The following is a 15,898-nucleotide window of genomic DNA, read 5'->3' on the forward strand; positions in this document are numbered from 1 at the left end:
GAACAGTGCTGCAGCGGGAAGCTCAAAGACGGCCGGGGGGAGCCTTTCTCTCGGCCAAAGGAATCCACAAGCGGTTCGGCGCGCTGGTGGTGCTGGAGAATCTGGATTTTTCCATGGGCGATGGCGAAGCGATCGGCATTGTCGGGCCGAACGGCGCCGGCAAGACGACCCTGCTCAGCGTGCTCGCCGGCGCTTTCCCGCCGAATGCGGGAAGCATCACCTTCGACGGCGTCGACGCTACGCGCCGGACGGCGGCGGAACGCTGCCGGTCCGGGCTCGTCCGGACCCATCAGATTCCCAAGCCCTTCGGCGGCATGACGGCCTTCGAAAATGTCTTCGTCGCCGCATCGCACGGCAATGCCGCAAGCCGCGACGAGGCCTATGAGCGGGTGGTGGATTCGCTTTCGCTCTGCGGCATGCTTGGAGTCGCCAACCGCCCCGCCGACACGCTCGGCCTGCTGGACCGCAAACGCCTGGAGCTTGCCCGTGCGCTTGCCACGCAGCCGAGACTGCTGCTGCTCGACGAGATCGGCGGCGGCCTGACCGATGGCGAGGCGAGCGAACTCGTCGAAACCATTCTCGAACTGCGCCGCCGCGGCATCGGCATCGTCTGGATCGAGCATATCGTGCATATCCTCCTGCAGGTGGCGGAGCGGCTGATCTGCATGGACGCCGGCAGGATCATCGCCGATGGCGATCCGAAAACGGTGATGAGCGATGCGGAAGTGGTCAGGGCCTATCTCGGAGGGACACCCGCATGAGTCTCCTCTCCATCCGCGACCTCGACGTCCGCCACGGCCTGCTCCAAGCGGTGCGCGGCGTCAGTTTCGATCTTGCCAAGGGCGAGGTGCTGGCGCTGGTCGGCGCAAATGGCGCCGGCAAGACGACGCTGCTCAGATCGATCGCCGGCGCCCATCTGCCATCCTCCGGGCGCGTCCTTCTCAACGACGAAGATCTGGCCGCCGTCCCCTCCCACAAGCGGATCGCCAAGGGCATCGCCCTGGTGCCGGAAGGCCGGCGCCTGTTTTCGCAGATGACGGTGGAAGAAAACCTGCTTCTCGGAAAGAGCTCCGGCCGCAAGGGCGAGTGGAGCATCGACCGCGTCCTCGACGCCTTTCCGAACCTGAAACCCCGCCGTCGCGCCAAGACAGGACACCTCTCGGGCGGGGAACAGCAGGCGACCGCCATCGGCCGGGCGCTGATGAGCAATCCCGATATTCTTCTCCTGGATGAGGTCTCGCTCGGGCTTTCGCCTCTGGTCGTCGATCGCGTCTACGCGCAGTTGCAGGCGCTGCTCACCTCGGGAACGACCATCGTGCTCGTCGAGCAGGATCTCGCCCGCGCCATGAGCGTCGCAAGCCGTGTCATCTGCATGCTGGAAGGACGCATCGTCCTCGACCGGCCGGCCGCCGCCGTCACGCGCGAACATGTCACCCAGGCCTATTTCGGATTGCACCGGGCGGCCGGCGAAAGGAGCGCATCGTGATCAACACCCTGCTCCAGGGCATTCTGCTGGGCGGTTACTACGCCGTTATCGCCTGCGGACTGTCCTTCATGTTCTCGGTCATGCGGATCATCAATCTCGCGCATGGCAGCCTGGCGGTCGCAGCCGCTTACGGCCTGTGGGTGCTGGCCGCCAAAGCCGGCATTCCGCCCTTCGCCGGCCTGCTGATCGTGCTGCCGGTCATGGCGGCGGTCGGTTGGCTGTTGCAGCGCTTCATTCTGGAGCGCAGCGCCCGCGGCGGCACGCTGCTGCCGATCCTGACGACCTTCGGCCTGTCGATCGTCGTCGACAACCTGTTGTTCGAGCAGTTCGGCGCCGACACCCGCTCGCTCGCGCCATTTATCGGCAACCTGTCCTATGCATCCTGGCAACTGCCGGACCACATCTACGTCGGCAAGCTTGCCGTCATGATGATGGTGACGGCAGTCCTTATTCTCGGCGGGCTGCAGTTCTTCCTGAGCCGCTTTGCGCTCGGTCGCGCGATCCGCGCCACGGCTGAAGATCCCGATACGGCAGGGCTGGTCGGCATCGACGCCCGCAGGGTCAACGCCGTCGCCACGGCGATCACCATGGTCACGGTCGGCATCGCCGGCGCCTTTCTCGGGATGCGGGCAACCTTCAGCGCCTATTCCGGCGGCCCGCAGCTTCTCTTCGCCTTCGAGGCGGCCGTCATCGGCGGAGCGGGATCGCTATGGGGCACACTTGCCGGCGGCATCGTTCTCGGCCTTGCCCAATCGCTCGGCGCGCAATTGCATCCGCAAGGTTTCCTGATCGGCGGCCATGCCGTGTTCCTGCTGGTGCTTTTCGTCAGGCTGTCCCGGTTCGGCATGCCGGCTTTCGACAAGCTTGCCGCCGCTCTCAAATTGCGCACCCGTCTCCGGAGCCCGACATGAGCCCCAACGCGACCCTTGCCTCCAACGGCATATCGATAGAACGCTGGACCAAATCGTCGCGGATGGCGCTCGGCTGCATGGCCGCCGTGCTTGCCCTGCTGATGTTTGCCCCCGCGGTGCTCGGCGCCGGCGCGATCGACCGGATGACGGCCCTGTTCATCTACGTGATCCTTGCCGCCATGTGGAATGCGCTTGCCGGTTTCGGCGGGCTGGTCTCGGTCGGCCAGCAGGTGTTCTTCGGCCTCGGCGCTTACTTCACCATCCGCCTGGCGGATGCGGGGCTCAATCCCTTCGTCGCGCTCTTTGCCGCCGCGATCGTGACCGGCGCGCTGTCGGTCCCGCTTTCGCTGTTCATGCTACGCCTGAAGGGCGGCGAGTTCGCGATCGGCATGTGGGTGATAGCAGAACTCGCCCATCTGCTGGTCAATCTCGACCGGCTGATCCAAGGGGAAACGGGAACCTCGCTGATCTCGCTCAACGTCTATGACGGCGGCACGCGGCGGGCGACGATCTACTGGCTCGCCTTGATAGCCATGGCCGCCCTGCTCGGCGCGCTCTTCATGCTGATGCGCAGCCGCGCCGGTGCGGCCATGCAGGCGATCCGCGACAATGAGGAGGCGGCAACCTCGCTCGGCGTGCGGGTGATCGCAACCAAGAGGCTGCTCTTCGTGCTCGCAGCCTTCGGCATCGCGGTTGCCGGAGGCCTGTGGCTGGCGACCGCCACCACCTTCCAGCCGAAGACTTATTTCAGCGTTCAATGGACGGCCTACATGATCTTCATGGTGCTGGTCGGCGGGATCGGCAAGTTCGAAGGCGCGATCCTCGGCGCCATCCTGTTCTTCGCGATTGAGACCGTCTTTGGCGCAGCTGGCGTCTGGTACCTGATCGGCCTCGGCGCCACCGCCGTCATTTTCTCGCTCTACCTGCCGCGCGGCCTTTGGGGCGAAGTCGAGCGCCGCTTCGACTTTCAACTTCTGCCAGTCGGCTACCGGCTGAAATTGCCCGGTCCGAATAAAATCAAATGGGAAGAATGAGCCGGCTTGCGTCCGGATTCTCTCGCGAAAGGTCACGTTCATGCTTTTTGGTAAAACAATCCTGGTGACCGGTGTCGCTTCCGGCATCGGCGCCCGCACGGCGGAACTGGCCGGTCAGATGGGCGCCGAGGTCATCGGCGTCGATGTGCGCGAGCCTGCCAGTGGAAGTGCCGCCTTCATCAAGGGTGATCTGTCCACGGCATCAGGCGTTGCCGAGATCGTCGCGCAGCTTCCGGCGCGCCTCGACGCGCTCGCCAATGTCGCCGGCCTCTCCGGCAACACCGGTGTCGTCTCGACGCTCGCCGTCAATTTCTACGGGCTTCGCGCCCTGTCGGAAGCCGTCGCGCCCCGCCTGCGTGAAGGTGGGGCCATCGTCAACGTCGCCTCGATCGCCGGCTATGGCTGGCGCGCCAATCTCAAGCGGGCAAAGTCGCTGGTCGGAATCGAAGGCTTTCCCGAAGTGGCGGCAGTTGTCGCTGAGCACGATCTCAAGAACGAGGAAGGCTACCCGCTCTCCAAGGAGTTGCTGCTGCTTTGGACGATGCGGGCAGCCCACCAGCCGCAGTTCAAAAACCGCGGCATCCGGGTGAATGCGGTCAGCCCCGGGCCGGTGGAAACGCCGATCCTCAAGCAGTTCCGCGCCGTACTCGGCGACGCCAGGGTCGACAGCGACATTACCCGCGTCGGCCGCGCCGGCACCTCCGCCGACATCGCACCCGCCGTGCTCTTCCTCTGCTCGGATGGCGCACGCTGGATCAACGGCGCCAATCTTGCCGTCGACGGCGGCCTCGAAGCTTCCATCAACGCCGAAGTCCTCGGCTTCTAGTTCTTGTCCCAAGGAGACCTCCGATGAATATTTCCCTCCTCATCAACGGCGCAGACCGTGCGGCCTCCGGCGGCCGGACCTATGACCGCATCGATCCCTTTACCGAAAAGCTCGCGAGCCGCGCCGCCGCCGCAGGCCTGGACGATGTTGCCGCGGCCGTCGATGCAGCCAGCGCCGCCTTCGGCGCCTGGTCGAAGACCGGCCCCGGCCAGCGCCGCGCCATCCTGATGAAGGCCGCCGATATCATGGATTCCAAAGTCGGCGAGTTTACCCGGCTGATGATCGAGGAGACGGGCTCAACCGCGCCCTGGGCCGGCTTCAATGTCATGCTCGCCGCCAACATCCTGCGCGAGGCCGGCGCCATGACGACGCAGATATCAGGCGAAATCATCCCTTCCGACAAACCCGGCACGCTCGCCATGGGCGTTCGCCAGGCTGCCGGCGTCTGCCTGGCGATCGCTCCCTGGAACGCGCCCGTCATCCTCGCCACCCGCGCCATCGCCATGCCGATCGCCTGCGGCAACACCGTCGTCCTCAAGGCATCCGAACAATGCCCGGGCACGCACCGGCTGATCGCCACCGCGCTGACCGAAGCCGGCCTGCCGGCCGGCGTCATCAATGTCATCACCAACGCGCCGGAGGATGCGCCTGAGATCGTCACCGCGCTGATTGCCCATCCGGCCGTCAAGCGCGTGAACTTCACCGGGTCGACCAAGGTCGGCAAGATCATCGCCGAGACCTGCGGCAAATATCTCAAGCCTGCCCTTCTTGAACTCGGCGGCAAGGCGCCGCTGGTTGTCCTGGACGACGCCGATATCGACGGTGCCGTCAATGCCGCCACTTTCGGCGCCTTCATGCATCAGGGCCAGATCTGCATGTCGACGGAGCGGATCATCGTCGACGAGACGATCGCCGATCAGTTCGTCGCCAAACTGGCCGCCCGCGCCAGCCAGCTGCCGGCCGGCGACCCGCGCGGCCACGTCGTTCTCGGCTCGCTGATCAGCCTCGACGCAGCGATGAAAATGGAGGAGCTGATTGCCGATGCGACGGCCAAGGGGGCAAAGCTCGTGGCCGGCGGCAAGCGCTCGGGCACCGTGGTCGAGGCGACGCTGCTCGACCACGTCACGTCCGAGATGCGCGTCTATGCGGAAGAATCTTTCGGCCCGGTGAAGCCGATCATTCGCGTCTCCGGTGAAGAAGAAGCCATCCGCATCGCCAACGACACCGAATACGGCCTGTCCTCCGCCGTCTTCAGCCGGAATGTCCAACGGGCAATGGCGGTTGCGGCACGGATCGAATCCGGCATCTGCCACATCAATGGCCCGACGGTGCACGACGAGGCGCAAATGCCCTTCGGCGGCGTCAAGGGCAGCGGCTATGGCCGCTTCGGCGGCAAGGCGGCGATCGCCGAATTCACCGACCTGCGCTGGATCACGGTAGAGGATTCCGCCCAGCACTATCCCTTCTGAGCCGACAGCGGCGAAGGGCAGATCGCGCCAATTCACGCGATAGAGCGTCCTGTCGGACACGCGGCGCTCTATCGCAGTGGGTGATCGATTTTAGCGCGGTCATTGCGGCCGTCACCCGGCCTGGATCAACATCCTCTTACTCATCCCGCTTCAGATCTTTGGGAACGGCATATTTCGATCCGTCGTAACGCAGCCTGTGTTTGCCAATCGTCGTTTTGTCTTCGCTCTGGCAGTCACCATTCGTCGAGGAGCTGAAACGCCAGATCCAGCAAGCAGACACGACGCCTCTCTACGCTGCGACAGACGTGGACCACAATCACGCTATCCTACTTCAGCGTTTCCTCGGCAAAGACTGACGTGTCGGTGACCGACGCCGATGACAAGCTGTTTCTCTGGGTCCGAAATCTCCGGGAACCTTTTCGTCCGAGCAGCATCCAATGCTCGCTTCCGAAGGCAAATCAGTGTTGCCGCGGGAAGGCATTCAGTCACGACACAAGGGAGCTTGCAAAGGTCTGACCGGGCGCCTCAAGTGCGTGCCTGTCGTGGACGTCATCGGCGCATCGCCGCCGCTTGATGACATTGATCAGCCGCGACGATCCCAGCCACTGCCAACAGAACAGAATCAAAAGTGCCTCGTCGCCAATGAGCTTCTAACACATTTGCACACCAGAAGAAAAAGGCGATCACGAACTCGTGTTCTCGGCGGACCGTAACATCAGTGGTTTCCAAACGAATACAGAAATACCGCAGCCGATCACCGGCCTCGGATGTCAAAGAGGAGATCATCCATGAACCGTTCCACGCTCACGCTCGCCCTCGCCGGCTCGCTCGCCAGTGCAATCGCATCCGCGTCCTTCGCCGCACCGCTCGCCCCGGAAAAGATGGTCGGCAATGAGAAGTGCTATGGCATCGCAATGAAGGGTCAGAACGATTGCGCAGCCGGCCCCGGCACCACTTGCGCCGGCACCTCGACCATGGACTACCAGGGCAATGCCTGGAAGGCCGTCCCCGCCGGCACCTGCACCTCGATGAATGTCAACGGCCATAAAGGCATGCTGGAGCCCATGAAGGGTTGAACCCGACCCGGAGGCCCGGTTTGGCCGGGCCTCCGCCTCATCTGTCGATACCGGGAGAACAGCAATGACCGTTTCAGCAGACCGTGCCACCGTCCTGCCGCCACGCGCCGGCCTCGGCCTCAAGCCGGAACATTACGAAACCATTCTCGCCATCAGGCCGGATGTCGGCTTTTTCGAGGTCCATGCCGAAAACTACATGGGTGCTGGCGGGCCGCCGCACCGCTATCTTGAGGCCGTCGCCGACCTCTATCCTCTGTCGCTCCATGGCGTAGGCCTGTCGATCGGTGCAGCGCGGGACCTCGACAGAGAACATCTGAGGCGGCTTCGCAGTCTCATAGACCGTTACCGGCCGCAGAGCTTTTCGGAACATCTGGCCTGGTCGACCCACGACACCGGCTTTCTCAATGACCTTCTGCCGCTGCCCTATACGGCCGAAACGTTGGCGCGGGTCGTCGACCATGTCGATGAGACGCAGCAATGGCTCGGCCGGCAAATGTTGCTCGAAAATCCGTCGACCTATCTATTGTTCTCCGAGAGCACGATCGACGAAGTGGATTTCCTGACGGAGATCGCCGACCGCACCGGCTGCAGGCTGCTACTCGACGTCAACAATGTCATGGTTTCGGCTGTAAACCATCGCCTCGATCCGGTCGCCTATATCGACCGTTTCCCGATTGAACTGGTTGGTGAAATCCACCTGGCCGGCTATGATGAAACCGTCGACAGCGTGGGTGACCGGCTGCTGATCGACGCCCATGGCAGCACCGTCAGAACCGATGTGGTGGAGCTTTACCGACACACGCTGTTCCGGAGCGGCCCCCTGCCGACATTGATCGAGTGGGACAACGACGAGCCGGATTTTGCCACCCTTCACGCCGAAGCAGTTCGCGCCGATGCCATGCTGGCAGCCGCGGCCCTGGATCGCGGCGCAACCCGGGCGGCATGACCATGGGTCTCACCGAAAGCCAGGATGCCTTCGCGGCCGCCCTGCTGCACCCGGACGGACCGCTTCCCCAAGGCATCACCACCGCCCGCGGCGCGGCCGATTCATCGCGCTTCGCCGTCTATCGCAACAATGTCTATGTCGGGCTGACCACGGCATTGGGCCAGCGCTTCCCCGTGACGAAGCGGCTCGTCGGCTCCGACTTCTTCGCCGGCATGGCCCGCGCCTACGCCGCAGATCACAAGCCGGCCTCGCCACTGATCATGCACTATGGCGATGAATTCCCCGATTTTATCGCAGCGTTTCTCCCCGCGGCTTCTCTCCCCTATCTGCCCGATGTCGCCCGGATCGAGGTTGCCTGGACCCGGGCCTATCATGCGGCGGACAGATTGCCGCTCGATGTCGCCCAACTCGCCGCCGTGCCCTCGGAGAGGCTTGGCGACATGACGCTCGTCCCACATCCCTCGGCTCGGCTCGTCCGGTCGGACTTTCCCGTGGGCTCGATCTGGAGCGCCCATCAGGGCGAGACCGTGGCAACGGTAGCCGACTGGCAGGCCGAGACCGTGCTGGTGGTGCGAGCGGCAATGCACGTCGAGGTACATGTCCTACCTCCGCGGGACGCGGCGTTCGCCGGCTCCCTCCTTGAGGGCGTTACCCTCGGCGAGGCGGCGCAGACCGCATTCGCCGTCGCGCCCGATTTCGACTTCGGATCGGCGCTGATCGGTCTCATAGGCCTTGGCGCATTCAGCGTTTTTGAACCTGTTGAAGGAGAACTTCCATGACCGTCGAACGTGCTTCCTCCCGCGGTCTCGGCATAGCACTTGTCTCGCTTCATCATCGCGCCGAACACCTGCTCTCATTAATTCCACAGTCGCTGCCGCTGCTGGCGCTGCGCATCGGCCTGGCAATCCCGTTCTTTAAATCGGGGCTGACGAAGTGGGACGGATTCCTGACCCTTTCGACCGGCGCCAGATTTCTTTTCGAACAGGAATTCAAGCTGCATATATTCGGCAGCCAATTTTCCTACCCGATGCCGTTGACCATGGCGGCCGCGGCCGGGATTGCCGAACTCGCCCTGCCCGTCCTGCTGGTCCTAGGCCTTTTCACCCGCTATGCGGCTCTTGGCCTGCTCGCGATGACGGCAGTGATCCAACTCACTATTCCAGACGGCTGGGCCAACTTCCATCTTCCATGGGCCGCCATGGCGCTGACCCTTATGGTGTATGGCGGCGGCAGGATCGCACTTGATCCCCTTGTCAAATTGCGCCGAGATTGACCCAGATCCACCCCTTTTCGACGGTCCAATAGGTTTGCGTGATCGTCGGGGATTAAGGTGTGGCGTCGAAGGGCGGTGCCTTTACGTTCGATGGGCTTGGTCGAATGTTTGGCAAGCCGACAATGTCTTGGGCAATCGCCAGACGCAACGGCACGCCACCGATGTTCTCCCCCAAGGTCGCGGCCGCCAGCATGCATGTCGGATCGGTCCCGCAAAGCGCATAGGCGCAGGTTTGCGACATACGGCATTGACCCGAAGCTTGTCCGATGCATAGTCTCGGGCGAAGGCGGCAACCGCTGGGTTTTGTCGAGGCGTGGGCGATGGGGTTCGACGCAGGGATGTCGCGTTAGGCCCGTTGCGGGCTGCGGAGTAGTCAAATGAAAGTCGACAGTATCGGATTCGTCGGAACCGGCGCGATCACCGAAGCGATGGTTCGCGGGCTTCTCACTGAGCCGGCCTATGCGTCCGAGATTCACGTGTCTCCACGAAGCGCTCACATCGCCGCGACGCTGGCAGACGAATTCGCCGCCGTCAGAATTGCCAAGGACAATCAGGACGTCGTCGAGCGCAGCGACATGGTGTTCCTGGCGATACGGCCGCAGGTCGCCGAGGAGGTCGTGCGCGCGCTATCGTTCAGGAATGGCCAAATGGTCGTCAGCCTCGTTGCGGCGACGGAGCGCCAGGCCCTCTCAGAATGGATCGCCGCCGACGTGCACCTCGTGCAGGCGATTCCCTTGCCCTTCGTCGCCGACCGGCAAGGCGTCACTGCCATTTATCCGGCCGATACCGCCGTCGCAGCGCTTTTCGATGCGCTCGGAACGGCTGTTCAATGCCAGTCGAGGAAGGAATACGATCTTCTCGCGGCAGCGAGCGCAATGATGTCGACCTATTTCGGCATCATGGAGCAGGTTGCCGTCTGGCTGGAAAGAAGCGGCCTCGAAAAGGCGAAGGGACAGGCCTACATCGCCCCGCTCTTTGCAAGCCTCGCGCAGAAAGCGAACAGTCCCGGCAACGAACCGTTCAGCGCGCTGAGCCGCGAATTCGCGACCAAGGGCGGACTGAACGAGCAGGTTTTCTCCGACTTCGAGAAGAAGGGCGGCGTTGCCGCGCTGACCGCTGCACTCGACGGCGTGCTTGCCCGCATCGAGGGCAGGAACTAGAAGGTCGGCGGCGTGCAGGCGCTGATGACCTCGCAGAGCACCGGTCCGACGCAGCGGAAGCGGTGCGGGCGCCTGCTTTCGAAATAGTAGGCGTCACCCGCGCCAAGGATACGCCGCTCGTCATCGACCGTCACCTCGAGCCTTCCCGAGAGCACGATCCCGCCCTCCTCCCCCTCGTGAACAAGCGGAACCTTTCCGGTGTCCGCGCCCGGCTGGTAGCATTCCTTGAGGATCTGCAGGCTGCGGCCGAACAGGTTTTCTCCAACCTGCCTGTAGGAAATGGCGCCCTTGCCGATCTCCACCAGCTCCTCGGCCGCATAGAAGGCCTTTCTTGGACGCTCGGGCTCGAAAGCGAAGAACTCCGCCAGACCGATGGGGATGCCGTCCAGGATTCGCTTCAAGGCTCCGACCGACGGGTTGGAGGCGTTCGATTCAATCAGCGAGATCGTCGAATTGGGCACGCCCGTGCGCTTGGCGAGCTCGCGCTGGGAAAGCTTATGGGCGATGCGGAGATGGCGAAGGCGGCTGCCGATGTCGACTGACATGATACGGTTCGTTTGTGTTGTCCAGAATATCCAAAAATATACCTTTTCAGTTGTTGAATTTCAACAACTTGCACCGATAAAGAAAAGGACTTGTTTGAAAAGGAGAAATTGCCATTCTCGGCGCCATTCCCAAAGGAGGCCAGGATGGACCAGCTCAGCAATACGAACGCGCCCGTACTCGAAAATTTCTGGATGCCGTTCACCGCGAACCGGCAATTCAAGGCCACGCCGCGCCTTCTGGCAGCCGCGGAGGGTATGTACTACACCGACGTCGATGGAAATCGAGTGCTTGACGGCACGGCCGGGCTCTGGTGCTGCAACGCCGGCCATGGCCGCAAAAAGATCGCCCACGCCGTCGAGCGACAGCTTGCAACGCTGGACTATGCACCGACCTTTCAGATGGGGCATCCGATCGCCTTCGACTTCGCCGCGAAATTGGCTGCGAACGCGCCGGGTGGTCCGCAAGCCAAGCTCGACAGGATCTTCTTCACCGGCTCGGGCTCGGAATCGGTCGATACGGCGCTGAAGATCGCAATCGCCTATCAGCGGGCGATCGGCCAAGGCACCCGCACACGGATCATCGGACGCGAGAAGGGATATCACGGCGTCGGCTTCGGCGGCATTTCCGTCGGCGGTCTCGTCAACAACAGGCGGGTCTTCCCGCAAATACCGGCCGACCACATGCGCCACACGCTCGACGTCGAGCGTAACGCGTTTTCAAAGGGCCTCCCCGCCCACGGCGTGGAACTGGCGGACGATCTCGAGCGCCTGGTCCAGTTGCACGGCGCCGAAACCATCGCAGCTGTTATCGTCGAGCCGATGTCGGGATCGGCGGGCGTGGTCCTGCCTGCGAAGGGCTATCTGGAAAGGCTGCGCGCGACCGCCGACAAGCACGGCATCCTGCTGATCTTCGACGAGGTCATCACCGGCTTCGGCCGTCTCGGCACTCCTTTTGCGACCGACTACTTCGGCGTCGTGCCCGACCTGGTCACGACGGCAAAGGGCCTCACCAACGGCGCGATCCCCATGGGCGCGGTCTTTGCCAACCGCAAGGTCTATGACGGCCTGATGGTCGGACCGGAAAACGCGATCGAACTCTTCCACGGCTATACCTATTCCGGCCATCCGGTCGCCTGCGCAGCCGGGCTCGCTACGCTGGAGATCTACGAGGAGGAAGGCCTGCTCACCCGCGCGTCAGGGCTGGCCGAGTACTGGCAGGAGGCTCTCCATTCCCTGAAAGGCCTGCCTCATGTGGTCGACATCCGCAATCTCGGACTGGTCGGCGCAGTCGAACTGGCTCCTCGTAACGGGGCGCCGGGAACCCGCGCCTACGACATCTTCGTCGACTGCTTCGAAAAGGGCCTGCTGATCCGGGTGACCGGCGACATCATCGCGCTTTCTCCGCCGCTCATTATCGAGAAGACCCAGATCGACACGATTGTTTCGATACTCAGCGATGCCCTGATGCGCGCGGCATAAATCCGCGTGCAGCTTCCGTCGGCGATCGGATGTCTGGTCCGTCGCTAGACGGAGCCATCGGGCACGCCGAGACGGAGTTCAGCGCTTCAAGGTCTGTGACGGCAATTGGCCGAAACGCTTCCTGTATTCGGCAGCAAACCGCCCCAGATGCGTAAACCCCCATCGCAGCGCGATGTCGGCGATGGCCTGCTTCTCGTCCGACTCGAGCAGATCGCGATGGGCGGCGGCCATTCGAAGGTCCTGCAGGTAGGACATCGGCGTCGTATCCCTGAACTGCCGGAAACCCTGTTGCAAAGTCCGAACGCTTACCTTGGCCGCCAACGCGATATCGTTGAGCGAAATCGGCTCGCCGATGTGTTCCTGCATGAAGTCGATGGCCCATTTCACATGGCGTGGAGCCGGTGCCGGAGCAGGGAGCGCAAGCTCGTTCGAAAAGCGATTGGGGCAGGTTTCCAGAAGCAGATAGATCGCCGCGTCGCAGAGCGAGCTGACGGCCAGCGGCGACCGTTGCAGCGGTCCGTCCCCGCTGAGGCCGCGATGGAGGCTCGAGACAATTTGCTGCAACACGAGCCCCGGGCCGCTCGTCAGATCGATGTGAGGATGAAAATCGATGTCGCCGCTGATCGTTCTCTCGAACATATGCGTGAGGTGACTGATGATCTTCGCCTGATCGACGAACAAGCCGAAATGACGGCGCGGCCCAAACAGGCGGGCACCCGCGGCGCGACCTGCCTCCAGAATCGTGCCACGGGCTGGAATCGAATAGATTTGCTCCCGCATGCCTTCGAAAGATGCGTTTCCTTCCATCGGCAGAAAAACGATCATCCTGTCGCTGGGCGCCTCCCGCCTGGTCAGGATTGTGCCTTCGTAGGTGCAGTCGGCGACGGTTACCTCTTCTCCCACGGAGACGAAATTGCAGCGGTATGCAATCGGCGTATTGCCTTCGGTCGCAACCTTGATCGGGGAGTTCGGCGTCGACAATATTTCCGAAAGCTCGTCCGGGTCTGTTCCGCTGTGTGCCGTCTCCCGAAACGACATGCCCTGCTCCGCCAGCTGTCGAGTGAGGCCGCCGTTGTTCCGGATATGAGAATTGACCGACATTCGAGACCTCTGAATTCGATGTACACAACGATAGTGGATTTGCGCAATCATGCTCATCTTGTTTGCGTAACCAGAGCGGCTTCAGCCGTAGCGGCTGATTGCGAGATCCTTCGCGTCGATCTCCGGCTGGCCGCCGCTGACGAGATTGCCGATGAGCCGCGCCGAACCGGTGCTCATGGTCCAGCCGAGTGTGCCGTGACCGGTATTGAGAAAGAGGCCGGCAACTTTCGTCCCGCCGATGACCGGCGTGCCATCAGGCGTCATTGGACGCAGGCCGGACCAGAAGGAGGCCTTGGAAATATCGCCGCCGGGGAAGAGATCGGTGACCGAATGTTCCAGCGTGCTGCGGCGAGCCAGGCCGAGATCGTTGGTATAGCCTGATATTTCGGCCATGCCCCCAACCCGGATGCGGTCGCCGAGCCGGGTGATCGCGATCTTGTAGGTCTCGTCCATGACGGTCGATTCCGGCGCGCGTGACGCATCGGTGATTGGGATGGTGAGCGAATAGCCCTTGACGGGATAGACCGGCAGCCTGATGCCGAGCGGCTTGAGCAGCAGCGGCGAATAGCTGCCGAGCGCCACCACCACCGCCTCCGCGCTCATCCGCTCACGATCGGTGATGACCCCGCGCACCCGGCCGGCCTCGACATCCAGTGCCTTGATCGTCGTCCCGTAAGCGAAGCGGACGCCGAGCGCCTCGGCCTTGGCGGCCAGCGCGTTGGTGAACTTGAAGCAGTCACCGGTTTCGTCCTTCGGCGTCAGCAGACCGCCGACAATCTTGTCGCGCACATGCTTCAGCGCTGGTTCGAAGCGGATGCAGCCGTCCCGGTCCAGCACCTCATAGGGAATGCCGTCGGCAGCCAGCGCCTTGACATCCTTTGCCGAGGCATCGAGCTGCTGCTCAGTGCGGAACAGCTGCAGGGTTCCCTGCATGCGTTCGTCATAGGCGATGCCGGTCTCGGCGCGAAGATCGGCCAGCGCAATGCGGCTGTAATCGGCAAGGCGCAACATGCGGCTCTTGTTGATCGCGTAACGCTCGGAGGTGCAGTTCAACAGCATCCTCACCATCCAGGAGAGCATGGCCATGTCGAGTTTCGGGCGCAGGATGAGCGGCGCATGCTTCATGAACAGCCACTTCATGGCCTTCATGGGAATGCCGGGCGCTGCCCATGGCGAGCAATAGCCGAAGGAGACTTCGCCGGCATTGGCAAAGCTCGTCTCCAGCGCCGGACCCGGCTGCCGGTCGACGACCGTGACCTCATGGCCGGCCTTGGCGAGCTGATAAGCGGATGTGACGCCGACGATGCCGGCTCCTAGAACGATGACCTTCATAATGTTCCCAATGATGGAGCCGCCGGCTCTTAGCGATATTGCCTATCGTAACGATCGCCCAGGCCGGTTAGGATTTCGTAAGAAATCGTGCCGGCGTCGCGCGCGATGTCTTCGAGCGTCTGATGGCGGCCAAGCACTTCGACGAGACTGCCGAAGGTCAGTGTGCCCTCGGGCAGTGCTGACACGTCGACGGTCGCGCTGTCCATCGACACGCGGCCGACGATCGGCAGGCGGATGCCGTTGAAATAGACGGCGCCGCGGTCGCTCACGCAACGCGGCAGGCCATCGGCATAGCCGGCGGCAATGGTGGCGAGACGTGTTTCCCGTTGCGTGACATGCGCGCCGCCATAACCGATCTTCGCCCCCGCCGGCACGGTGCGCGTCTGCACGACGGCGACATCAAGGCTGACGACCGGCTCCATCGGGTTCCTCTCGCCGGCATTCGGAGCGCCGCCATAGAGCGCGATGCCCGGCCGGGCGAGCACGCCGTGATAGGCGTCGCCCAGGAAAACGCCGCCGGAGTTAGCGAAGGAAATATCGAAGCCGGGAAACTCGTCGGCGATGCGGGACATCTCGGTAAACTGCTCGCCGTTCTGCTCGCTGTCCATGTCATCGGCCGAAGCCAGATGGCTCATGATGAACAGGATTTCGACATTGCTGCCGTCGCGAAGAGCCGCCGCCAGCCCTGCGCGCTCTTCCCTGGGAAAACCGAGCCGCGACATGCCGGTGTCGAATTGCAGGACGGCGGGCAGGCAGCGCTTCAGAATGCGCGCCGCCGCCGACCATTGCCGCCACTGCGCCAGCGAATTGAGAACCGGGACAATGCCCATCTCGGCGCAGGCGATCTCGTTACCCGGCTGCAAGCCGTTCAGCACAAAAATCTGGGCGTCGTGCGCAAGTGCCGGCCGGAGCCTCAAGGCCTCGACAAATTGGGCGACGAAGAAATGCCTGCAACCTTCGCCATAGAGCGTTCTTCCGACCCGGTCAGCGCCAAGGCCATAGGCGTCGGCCTTGACGACGGCGCCGGCGCCGACCGGTGCCAGCATCGATACGAGCTTACGATAGTTACGTCCAAGGGCAGCAAGATCGATCGTCAGATAGCCCGTGGCTCCCTGCATCGTAGTGGCAGTGCGTGTGCGGGAAACCAAAATATCGCTATCCATGTCCACCCCTTTTCGACCTCAGGGAGTTTATGAAATAATGAGCGAAATTGCCTATCATTTAGTAGTTGATAATTGCTTGAATCGCTTATTAGCCGCA

The 15,898-nt window shown here is 62.9% G+C and carries 16 protein-coding genes; 12 read left to right on the forward strand and 4 right to left on the reverse strand.

The annotated features are described in order from the left end of the window. The first annotated feature begins 5 nt into the window (after positions 1–5). The 11 genes from GFM02_RS01755 to GFM02_RS01805 all read left to right on the forward strand — a co-directional run bounded on the left by GFM02_RS01755 (position 6) and on the right by GFM02_RS01805 (position 10,181). The gene (locus tag GFM02_RS01755; RefSeq protein ID WP_348643945.1) at positions 6–761 is read left to right on the forward strand and encodes an ABC transporter ATP-binding protein; all 756 of its coding nucleotides are present in this window, start codon (positions 6–8) and stop codon (positions 759–761) included. Then, entirely contained in the window at positions 758–1,486 is a 729-nt protein-coding gene (locus GFM02_RS01760; protein ID WP_168320580.1) for an ABC transporter ATP-binding protein, read from the forward strand. The genes GFM02_RS01755 and GFM02_RS01760 overlap by 4 nt, the downstream gene beginning before the upstream one ends. Continuing rightward, complete coding sequence (locus tag GFM02_RS01765) at positions 1,483–2,397, forward strand: ABC transporter permease subunit (protein WP_168320581.1); 915 nt, start codon at positions 1,483–1,485, stop codon at positions 2,395–2,397. The genes GFM02_RS01760 and GFM02_RS01765 overlap by 4 nt, the downstream gene beginning before the upstream one ends. Then, complete coding sequence (locus tag GFM02_RS01770; protein ID WP_168320582.1) at positions 2,394–3,431, forward strand: branched-chain amino acid ABC transporter permease; 1,038 nt, start codon at positions 2,394–2,396, stop codon at positions 3,429–3,431. The genes GFM02_RS01765 and GFM02_RS01770 overlap by 4 nt, the downstream gene beginning before the upstream one ends. A 40-nt stretch (positions 3,432–3,471) precedes the next feature. After that, the gene (locus GFM02_RS01775) at positions 3,472–4,257 is read left to right on the forward strand and encodes a coniferyl-alcohol dehydrogenase (protein ID WP_168320583.1); all 786 of its coding nucleotides are present in this window, start codon (positions 3,472–3,474) and stop codon (positions 4,255–4,257) included. A gap of 23 nt (positions 4,258–4,280) precedes the next feature. Beyond that, positions 4,281–5,726, forward strand: a complete 1,446-nt coding sequence (locus tag GFM02_RS01780; protein ID WP_168320584.1) for an aldehyde dehydrogenase — start codon at positions 4,281–4,283, stop codon at positions 5,724–5,726. A 788-nt stretch (positions 5,727–6,514) separates the two neighbouring features. Beyond that, entirely contained in the window at positions 6,515–6,802 is a 288-nt protein-coding gene (locus GFM02_RS01785) for a BufA1 family periplasmic bufferin-type metallophore (RefSeq protein ID WP_168272065.1), read from the forward strand. 64 nt (positions 6,803–6,866) lie between these two features. Next, positions 6,867–7,748 carry an MNIO family bufferin maturase gene (bufB, locus tag GFM02_RS01790; RefSeq protein WP_168320585.1) on the forward strand — a complete coding sequence of 294 codons (882 nt, stop codon included), beginning with the start codon at positions 6,867–6,869 and terminating at the stop codon, positions 7,746–7,748. Beyond that, positions 7,745–8,527, forward strand: a complete 783-nt coding sequence (locus GFM02_RS01795; RefSeq protein ID WP_168272067.1) for an HvfC/BufC N-terminal domain-containing protein — start codon at positions 7,745–7,747, stop codon at positions 8,525–8,527. Before bufB ends, GFM02_RS01795 begins: the two co-directional genes overlap by 4 nt. Then, positions 8,524–9,021, forward strand: coding sequence for a DoxX family protein (locus tag GFM02_RS01800; RefSeq protein WP_020047393.1), 498 nt, complete (start codon positions 8,524–8,526; stop codon positions 9,019–9,021). Before GFM02_RS01795 ends, GFM02_RS01800 begins: the two co-directional genes overlap by 4 nt. A 377-nt stretch (positions 9,022–9,398) precedes the next feature. Next, the gene (locus tag GFM02_RS01805) at positions 9,399–10,181 is read left to right on the forward strand and encodes a pyrroline-5-carboxylate reductase (protein ID WP_168320586.1); all 783 of its coding nucleotides are present in this window, start codon (positions 9,399–9,401) and stop codon (positions 10,179–10,181) included. On the opposite strand, the gene GFM02_RS01810 is transcribed toward GFM02_RS01805, so the two are convergent. Continuing rightward, on the reverse strand, positions 10,178–10,726 hold the full coding sequence (locus GFM02_RS01810; RefSeq protein ID WP_168320587.1) for a cupin domain-containing protein: 549 nt from the start codon (positions 10,724–10,726) through the stop codon (positions 10,178–10,180). The genes GFM02_RS01805 and GFM02_RS01810 overlap by 4 nt on opposite strands. A gap of 144 nt (positions 10,727–10,870) precedes the next feature. Between GFM02_RS01810 and GFM02_RS01815 the strand changes: the two genes are divergently transcribed. Beyond that, positions 10,871–12,205 carry an aspartate aminotransferase family protein gene (locus GFM02_RS01815; protein ID WP_168320588.1) on the forward strand — a complete coding sequence of 445 codons (1,335 nt, stop codon included), beginning with the start codon at positions 10,871–10,873 and terminating at the stop codon, positions 12,203–12,205. Between the two features lie 78 nt (positions 12,206–12,283). Here the strand turns inward: GFM02_RS01815 and GFM02_RS01820 are convergent, their stop codons facing one another. From GFM02_RS01820 to alr, 3 genes are all read right to left on the reverse strand, one after another. Continuing rightward, the gene (locus GFM02_RS01820; RefSeq protein WP_168320791.1) at positions 12,284–13,306 is read right to left on the reverse strand and encodes a helix-turn-helix transcriptional regulator; all 1,023 of its coding nucleotides are present in this window, start codon (positions 13,304–13,306) and stop codon (positions 12,284–12,286) included. An 81-nt stretch (positions 13,307–13,387) separates the two neighbouring features. Then, positions 13,388–14,638: a D-amino acid dehydrogenase gene (locus tag GFM02_RS01825; RefSeq protein ID WP_168320589.1), complete on the reverse strand. Its 1,251-nt coding sequence runs from the start codon at positions 14,636–14,638 to the stop codon at positions 13,388–13,390. 29 nt (positions 14,639–14,667) lie between these two features. Further along, a complete protein-coding gene (alr, locus tag GFM02_RS01830; protein WP_168320590.1) occupies positions 14,668–15,801 on the reverse strand; it encodes an alanine racemase in 1,134 nt (377 codons plus the stop codon). Between the last annotated feature and the right edge of the window lie 97 nt (positions 15,802–15,898).

This window comes from Rhizobium leguminosarum bv. viciae, assembly GCF_012276115.1.
Lineage (GTDB): Bacteria > Pseudomonadota > Alphaproteobacteria > Rhizobiales > Rhizobiaceae > Rhizobium > Rhizobium leguminosarum_T.

Coding starts and splice junctions, on each gene's coding strand:
- GFM02_RS01795 (WP_168272067.1), top strand. CDS start 7,745: ATGACCATGGGTCTCACCGAAAGCCAGGATGCCTTCGCGGCCGCCCTG.
- GFM02_RS01820 (WP_168320791.1), bottom strand. CDS start 13,306: ATGTCGGTCAATTCTCATATCCGGAACAACGGCGGCCTCACTCGACAG.
- alr (WP_168320590.1), bottom strand. CDS start 15,801: ATGGATAGCGATATTTTGGTTTCCCGCACACGCACTGCCACTACGATG.
- GFM02_RS01770 (WP_168320582.1), top strand. CDS start 2,394: ATGAGCCCCAACGCGACCCTTGCCTCCAACGGCATATCGATAGAACGC.
- GFM02_RS01780 (WP_168320584.1), top strand. CDS start 4,281: ATGAATATTTCCCTCCTCATCAACGGCGCAGACCGTGCGGCCTCCGGC.
- GFM02_RS01785 (WP_168272065.1), top strand. CDS start 6,515: ATGAACCGTTCCACGCTCACGCTCGCCCTCGCCGGCTCGCTCGCCAGT.
- GFM02_RS01815 (WP_168320588.1), top strand. CDS start 10,871: ATGGACCAGCTCAGCAATACGAACGCGCCCGTACTCGAAAATTTCTGG.
- GFM02_RS01760 (WP_168320580.1), top strand. CDS start 758: ATGAGTCTCCTCTCCATCCGCGACCTCGACGTCCGCCACGGCCTGCTC.
- bufB (WP_168320585.1), top strand. CDS start 6,867: ATGACCGTTTCAGCAGACCGTGCCACCGTCCTGCCGCCACGCGCCGGC.
- GFM02_RS01800 (WP_020047393.1), top strand. CDS start 8,524: ATGACCGTCGAACGTGCTTCCTCCCGCGGTCTCGGCATAGCACTTGTC.
- GFM02_RS01805 (WP_168320586.1), top strand. CDS start 9,399: ATGAAAGTCGACAGTATCGGATTCGTCGGAACCGGCGCGATCACCGAA.
- GFM02_RS01810 (WP_168320587.1), bottom strand. CDS start 10,726: ATGTCAGTCGACATCGGCAGCCGCCTTCGCCATCTCCGCATCGCCCAT.
- GFM02_RS01825 (WP_168320589.1), bottom strand. CDS start 14,638: ATGAAGGTCATCGTTCTAGGAGCCGGCATCGTCGGCGTCACATCCGCT.
- GFM02_RS01775 (WP_168320583.1), top strand. CDS start 3,472: ATGCTTTTTGGTAAAACAATCCTGGTGACCGGTGTCGCTTCCGGCATC.